Source organism: Mycobacterium kyogaense (genome assembly GCF_036946525.1).
Lineage (GTDB): Bacteria > Actinomycetota > Actinomycetes > Mycobacteriales > Mycobacteriaceae > Mycobacterium > Mycobacterium kyogaense_A.
The window spans coordinates 150,990-157,790 of sequence record NZ_JAQIIY010000016.1 but is presented as its reverse complement, the minus strand read 5'-3'; the positions used below and the strand labels follow the sequence as shown (position 1 = coordinate 157,790).

6 protein-coding genes and 1 pseudogene are annotated in these 6,801 nt (G+C 69.4%); 2 read left to right on the top strand and 5 right to left on the bottom strand.

The annotated features are described in order from the left end of the window. Positions 1–205: hypothetical protein (locus PGN37_RS14885; protein WP_335331799.1), on the top strand; the 205-nt coding region annotated here is incomplete at its 5' end. 97 nt (positions 206–302) lie between these two features. Here PGN37_RS14885 and PGN37_RS14880 read toward each other — a convergent pair. The 3 genes and pseudogenes from PGN37_RS14880 to ychF form a co-directional block, all read right to left on the bottom strand. After that, positions 303–500: pseudogene (locus tag PGN37_RS14880) on the bottom strand (hypothetical protein); the annotation flags it as partial. Positions 501–747: 247 nt separating this feature from the next. Then, positions 748–1,719: a DUF1254 domain-containing protein gene (locus PGN37_RS14875; protein WP_335331792.1), complete on the bottom strand. Its 972-nt coding sequence runs from the start codon at positions 1,717–1,719 to the stop codon at positions 748–750. A gap of 67 nt (positions 1,720–1,786) precedes the next feature. Beyond that, the gene (gene ychF, locus PGN37_RS14870; protein ID WP_335331791.1) at positions 1,787–2,860 is read right to left on the bottom strand and encodes a redox-regulated ATPase YchF; all 1,074 of its coding nucleotides are present in this window, start codon (positions 2,858–2,860) and stop codon (positions 1,787–1,789) included. A gap of 93 nt (positions 2,861–2,953) precedes the next feature. Here ychF and PGN37_RS14865 point away from each other — a divergent pair, with 93 nt between their 5' ends. Beyond that, positions 2,954–3,976 carry a DUF6542 domain-containing protein gene (locus PGN37_RS14865; protein ID WP_335331790.1) on the top strand — a complete coding sequence of 341 codons (1,023 nt, stop codon included), beginning with the start codon at positions 2,954–2,956 and terminating at the stop codon, positions 3,974–3,976. Here the strand turns inward: PGN37_RS14865 and PGN37_RS14860 are convergent. Further along, a complete protein-coding gene (locus PGN37_RS14860) occupies positions 3,973–5,736 on the bottom strand; it encodes a penicillin-binding transpeptidase domain-containing protein (protein WP_335331789.1) in 1,764 nt (587 codons plus the stop codon). The genes PGN37_RS14865 and PGN37_RS14860 overlap by 4 nt on opposite strands. Before the next feature lie 18 nt (positions 5,737–5,754). Then, complete coding sequence (locus PGN37_RS14855) at positions 5,755–6,768, bottom strand: 4-hydroxy-3-methylbut-2-enyl diphosphate reductase (protein WP_335331788.1); 1,014 nt, start codon at positions 6,766–6,768, stop codon at positions 5,755–5,757. Positions 6,769–6,801 lie beyond the last annotated feature (33 nt).

The window sequence follows — 6,801 nt, the reverse complement described above, 5'->3', positions numbered from 1 at the left end:
AGAAGTCTCATGCCGGCAGACGCTAGACCTGGCCACCGACATCGCTGGCCCGCCGAGGGCTCAGCCCGGCAGGTCGCACACCAGAAGATGGGAACGCACCGTCGCGGTCGCCGACGCGCCGATCCTCGATCTGGGCGAATCCTGCGTCCCGGAGGGCGGCCGTGACGTCGGCGATGGGTCGCAATCGGAAACCGTGCCGGGGTGAACGGCATCTTCGCCATCTGACTCGGGTCACCGACGCCAAGGACCAGCCGCCCACCAGGCCGCACCACTCGGGCCAGCTCGGTCAGAGCCGCGAGGAGGTCGGGCACGAAGTAGATCGTGTTGGTCGAGATGATCGCGTCCAGCGCGGACTCCCCGAGGGGCAGGCTCTCCATCCGGCCGGAGTGCAGGCGCAGACGCCGCGCGCGATGGCGTCGGAGAACCGGTGTTGAGCCTCGGACAGCATCGTCTCCGACATCTCGACGCCGTGCACCACCGAGACACCGCGGGTCCAGCATGAGCGAGAGGCCGACCCCGCCGCCGAAGCCGATGTCGGCGACCCTCGGCGTCAGGTCCGCATTGCGTGGCGGCGACGGCAGCGACGACCACCGACCGATTGCCGCGGTTCAGAAGGCGGCCGACGATCCGACCCGCGAATCCGGTCGGTTCGCCGAGCTGACGAGCCAGCCCGGCGAGCGCGCGCTGCGCAGATCGGCATGGTGGTCATTAGACCAGCCACGGCACGCGACGTCGTTCAGATTGCGCTCAGTCGCCGCTGCGCCGCAGTGCCGGTGGCGACCAGCGGCCGTCCACGACCTCCGCCCTCGGCTTGTAGAGCCGGATGAGGTAGTTCCACCCGTCCGGGCACACGATCGCATTCGGCGGGACGCTCGCATTCGGGGGGCAGACGCCCTCGGTCGAAGCGAGGAAACGAACGGTGACCGACCCGTCGCTGTCGCGCTGGCCGGTCACGCTGTTGACGCTGTAGAGATTCTTCTCGTTGGCCCGGAAGAACCCGGCGGCGTCATAGACCGACACCGACCAGAAGGCATCGACCGGGACGTCGACGAATCGCAGTTCGTAGTCGCCGGGCGGGACCCTCGGGTCCACACCGATGTAGGTCGCCTCCGACGTCGGCAAGCCGCCCCATCCTGCCGCGCACGCGATCAGGTGGTGGATCGGATCGACCTCCTCCCGTGTACCGAACGACCGATCGAACTGGTCGAGTCCACGGGCGAGCTGCAACAGCGCGCCGCGAGTGGCGTCCAGGCTCTCGAGGTCGTAGCCGGGCATGACGAAGTCGTCGTGCCCACCACCGTCGAGTCGCAGCTCGTCCTGAAGCGCCGCGACGGCAGCGACATCGTCAGAGTCGTTGGGATCGACCAGGATCCGTATCCCGACTAAGGCATAGCGAGAACCAGCGCTGTCGCTGGTGATCAGATGCTCGCCGGAATCGTGCAGAACGCTGTTGATGTAGTGGTCTTCGTTCACGACCATCGCCGAGAGGTATCGACCGCCGCCGTCGGGCAGCGTCAGGCGGACGGGGTCGGCGAGATCCACCACAGCGAAGCTGTAGAGCGTGTCCCGGTTCAGTCGGATGACGGTCTGTTCGTCGATGCTGGCCGGTGCCCGGTTGTGCCGGAACCGGCCGATGCCCCCGGCCACCGCCTGGTTGTCCGCGAACATCCGATGGCTCTCAGCGCGGACGAAGTTGTCGACATTCACCCGAATCGCCACGATCGACAGACTACTGAGCCCGCGGCACGGTCACCCACCGATCCGGAGAGCGCTTCCGGTTGTTGCCCTAGACGTTGAAGCGGAACTCCACCACGTCGCCGTCGGCCATCACGTAGTCCTTGCCCTCCATGCGGACCTTGCCCGCAGCCTTCGCCGCGGCCATCGACCCGGCGGCCACCAGATCGTCGAAGGACACGATCTCGGCCTTGATGAAGCCCTTCTCGAAATCGGAGTGGATCACTCCGGCCGCCTTCGGTGCGGTATCGCCCTGGTGAATCGTCCACGCGCGCGCCTCTTTTGGCCCAGCGGTCAGATAGGTCTGCAACTTGAGTGTGTGAAAACCCGCGCGCGCCAACGCATCCAGGCCGCGTTCGGTCTGCCCGATCGATTCCAGCAGCTCAGCTGCGGACTCCTCGTCGAGCTCCTGCAGTTCCGCCTCGATCTTGGCGTCCAGGAACACCGCGTCGGCCGGGGCGACGAGCTCCCGCAGCTCGGCGACGCGCGCGGCGTCGGTCAGCACCGACTCGTCGGCGTTGAACACATACAGGAACGGCTTGGACGTCATCAGGTTCAGCTCGCGCAGCGGCGACACGTCCACGCCGGCCGCGAACAGCGTCGTGCCGCCGTTGAGCACCTCCTGCGCGGCGAGCGCCGCGTCGTGCACAGGCTTGCGGTCCTTGTGGGTGCGCGCTTCCTTCTCGAGCCGCGGCAGCGCGCGCTCCAGCGTCTGCATGTCGGCGAGGATCAACTCGGTCTCGATGATCTCGATGTCGGACTTCGGATCGACCCGGCCGTCGACGTGCACGACGTCGTCGTCGGCGAACACGCGCACCACCTGACAGATCGCGTCGCTCTCCCGGATGTTGGCCAGGAACTTGTTTCCCAGGCCCGCACCCTCGGAGGCACCTTTGACGATGCCGGCGATGTCGACGAACGTCACCGGCGCCGGCACGGTCTTCTCCGAACCGAACAACTCGGCCAGCTTGTCCAGACGCGGATCCGGGAGTGCGACCACACCCTCGTTCGGTTCGATCGTCGCGAACGGGTAGTTGGCGGCGAGTACGTCGTTGCGCGTCAGCGCGTTGAACAGAGTCGACTTACCCACGTTCGGCAGTCCGACGATTCCCAGATTCAAGCCCACGGAGTCCACAGTCTGCCAGATGTCTGCCAGACGTCACCGCCACACAGGTGTCCGCTGGCGGCGTGCGGTCACCCCAGCCGGTACGGTCGACGTGTGTCAGGACAGCGTGCGCGCTCGGCGGTGCCAGCCGAACTCCGCTCCGCGCACCCCGGTATCGCGGGAGTGCCCTGGTGGGGCGCCATTCTGATCGCCGTCGTCGCCTGCACGGCCGGCTTCGCCGTCGACGCCGGCGGCGGTGCGCTGACGTCCGTCTTCTCTGTGCTCTACGTCATGGGATGCCTCGTCGCGGTGCTCGCCGTCCGACGGAACGCGTTGTTCACCGCCGTCATCCAGCCTCCGCTGCTGCTGTTCATCACGGTGCCCGGCGCCTACTTCCTGATGCACAGCAGCGACATCAAGGGCATCAAGGACCTGCTGATCAACTGTGGGTATCCGCTGATCGAGCGGTTCCCCCTGATGTTCTTCACCTCTGCGGCCGTGCTGGTCCTCGGGATCGCGCGCCGCTACCTCGGCGCCTCCCCGGCCGGCCACAGCAGCGCGGTGTCGGCGAAGCTGTCGAGCTTCGTCACTGGCGAGCGGGGCGAGCGGGGCGGACATGCCGACGCCGCCGAGCCAACCGAAGAGAAGCCCAAGGAGCGGCGCCGCCGCCACACGGCAACCAAGCGCACCGAGACACGCAGGGACGCTACGAAGCCCCGCGCCGAACGGCCCACCCGGCGTGCCGCCCCCTCGCGGTCACGGCACGCCCGCCCACCCGACCCGACCGAGATCATCGAGCCCGTCGTCGATCTCGACCGGCCGCGGCGCCGTCGACCCCGTCCGGAGGATGCGCCCACGTCCGAGCCCAGGCGCAGGCCCCGGCCATCGGGCCAACGGGAATCGGGGAGGGAATCGGCGCGGGAGTCCCGCGTCCCACCCAGCGAGCGCCTCGGCGGATACGAGCGCCCCGCGCGCCGACCCCGCTACGACGAGTACGAGCCCCGCGAGAGCAGCACCCACCACCCGATCTCCCGGGTGCGGTACCGCGGCAGCGACGACACCGACGACCAGGAGTACCGGCCGCGCCGTCGGCCGTCCCGTGACGTCGACGCCGACCGCTGGAACTACGACATCTAGGCCCGCAGGAACCGGCCCGCGGCATCGACCGCCGGCGTCGAGGAGTCGGCGTCGCTGACGAACACCGCGAGCGCCAGGTCGTCGCGGATGCCGACGAACCACCCGTGCGCGCGCTGGACCCCGTCAGGTCCGACGTATTCGGCGGTGCCCGTCTTGCCGAGCATGCCGGGAATGTCCTGCAACTGCGTCGCGGTGCCCGCGGTGATGGTCTCCCGCATCATGGCCTTGACCTGCTCGTCGACGCCGGCGGGCAGCTGCTGCGGGGTGCGGTCCGCGGTGGCGGGCTGACCGGCGACGATGGCCGGCATCGGCACCGACCCGCGCGCCAGCGTCGCGGCCACCAGCGCCATCCCGAACGGTGACGCAGTGACCTTGCCCTGCCCGATGCCCTCCTCGACACGCAGCGAGGAGGTGTCGGCGACCGGCACCGAGCCCGTCACCGTGGTCATGCCCGGCGCGGTGAAGTCGATGCCCAGACCGAGCTGCGCGGCCGCGTTGGTCAGCGCGTCGGGCGGCAGGTTGACCGCGAGGCGACCCATCGTGGTGTTGCAGGACCGCGCGAACGCGGTGTGCAGGGGCACGTCGCCGAGGTCGAAGTCGTCGTCGTTCGGGATCTGGCGGCCCTCGATGTTCTCGGTGCCGGGGCAACCCAGGACGGTGTCGGCAGTGACCTGGCCGGCCTGCAACGCGGCCGACACCGTGACGGTCTTGAACGTGGACCCGGGCGGATACAGCCCGGTCAGCGCGATCGGCCCCTGGGCATCGGCGGGCGCGTTCTGCGCGACGGCGAGCAGATTGCCCGTCGACGGCTGGATCGCCACCAGAGCGGCCGGGGTCGGCAGCGGCGCCAGCGCGTCCTCGGCGGCGCGCTGCATGCCGATGTCGAGCGTCGCGGCGATGTCGCCGACGGGCTTCGCGTCCTGCCCGCCGACACGCTGTGAACCAGCCGCGGTCTGGGCCGTCACCGCCCAACCGTCCGCCGCGTCCATACGCTGCTGCCAGAGGTCCGACAACCCGGACAGCGTGGGCGAGGTCAGCGCACGATCCGTGGCGAGCAGCCGGGTCTGCGGCCGCAGCGTGACGTCGGGCAGCGCCGTCAACTGTGCCTGGATGGGCGCCAGATCCTCGTCGCGCAACGTGATCGCGGTCACGGGTTTACCGCCGGCCAGCTCACCGGCGAGCGACTCGGGGGTGATCGTCGGCGCGATCGGATTCAGCAGTGCCGCAACGGCGTTCACGTCCGCACCGGGCGCAAGGTCGACCAGCGTGACGACGTGCTGAGTGAGCAGTTCGGCGCCGGTGCGGTCGAGGACACGGGCGGCGGGTTGCGGGACGAGCGTGCTGAACGACAGCGGACCCTTGTCCAGACCCGGCGCGACCGTGGTGGCGTCCCACTGGATCTTCCAGTCGTCGCCCGCGGAGGCGGCCCGCCCGTCAGCGCTGTAATTCCACTCGATGCGCTTGTCCGGCCCGAACTTCCACGTCGTGTCGAGGGTGAAGGTGCCCGCGCCGTTGTCGTCGGCTGTCGAGGAGACGCCGACGTGGACGTCCTTGCCCAGGCTCGCGAACAGCGCGTCCAGCGTCCTGGTTGCCGCAGCCTGATCGGTGGTCAGCGCTGCCGCGGCAGCCGCATCACCGCGGCTGAGCGCGTCAGCGAACGCAGTGACGGTGTCCCGCAGCCGGTCCCCGGCGTTGCTGCACCCCGCCAGCACCAGCAGGACGACGAACAGGACAGCCGAGGAACTCCTGCGCACACCCACGGGTGCCGAAGGTACCCGCTAGGCGCGTGCGGGCCGGATCTCTCGCGGCAGCGCGAACACGAGTGTCTCGTTGGCGGTGGTCACCGGCTGCACGGTGCCGAAGCCGAGCTCGGCCAACCGGTCGAGCACGCCGCGGACGAGGATCTCGGGCACCGATGCGCCGGAGGTCACCCCCACCGTCGTCACGCCGGAGAGCCATTGCGGGTCGATGTCCTCGGCGTAGTCGACCAGGTGCGCCGCGGACGCTCCGGCGCCCAACGCGACCTCGACCAGCCGCACCGAGTTCGACGAGTTCCGCGATCCGACGACGATCACCAGCTCGCACTCGGGCGCCATCGCCTTGACCGCCACCTGACGGTTCTGGGTGGCGTAGCAGATGTCGTCGCTCGGCGGGTCCTGCAGCGTCGGGAACTTCTCCCGCAGCCGCCGCACGGTCTCCATCGTCTCGTCGACCGACAGCGTCGTCTGGGACAGCCAGACCACCTTGTCGGGATCGCGGACGGTGACCTTGTCGACGGCGTCGGGGTTGTCGACGACCTGGACGTGGTCGGGCGCCTCTCCGGCGGTCCCGACGACTTCCTCGTGGCCTTCGTGGCCGACGAGCAGGATGTCGTAGTCGTCGCGGGCGAACCGCTTGGCCTCGTTGTGCACCTTGGTGACCAGCGGGCACGTGGCGTCGATGGTCTGCAGGCTCCGGGCCTTGGCCTCTTCGTGCACGGTCGGCGCGACGCCGTGGGCGGAGAACACCACGATCGCGCCCTCGGGCACCTCGTCGGTCTGCTCGACGAACACCGCACCGGCCTTGGCCAGGGTGTCGACGACGTAGCGGTTGTGCACGATCTCGTGGCGGACGTAGACCGGCGCGCCGTGCTTCTCCAGGGCGCGCTCCACGGTCTCGACAGCGCGGTCCACGCCCGCGCAGTACCCGCGCGGCTCGGCCAGCAGCACTCGCTTGCCGGCGTCGTCGCCGAGACCCGTGCCCAGCGCAGATCGGCTGGCGCCAGGAATCCCCATGTTGACAGTCGGCGGCATGGGTCCAGGGTACTGATCGGCCCCCGGCCCTGC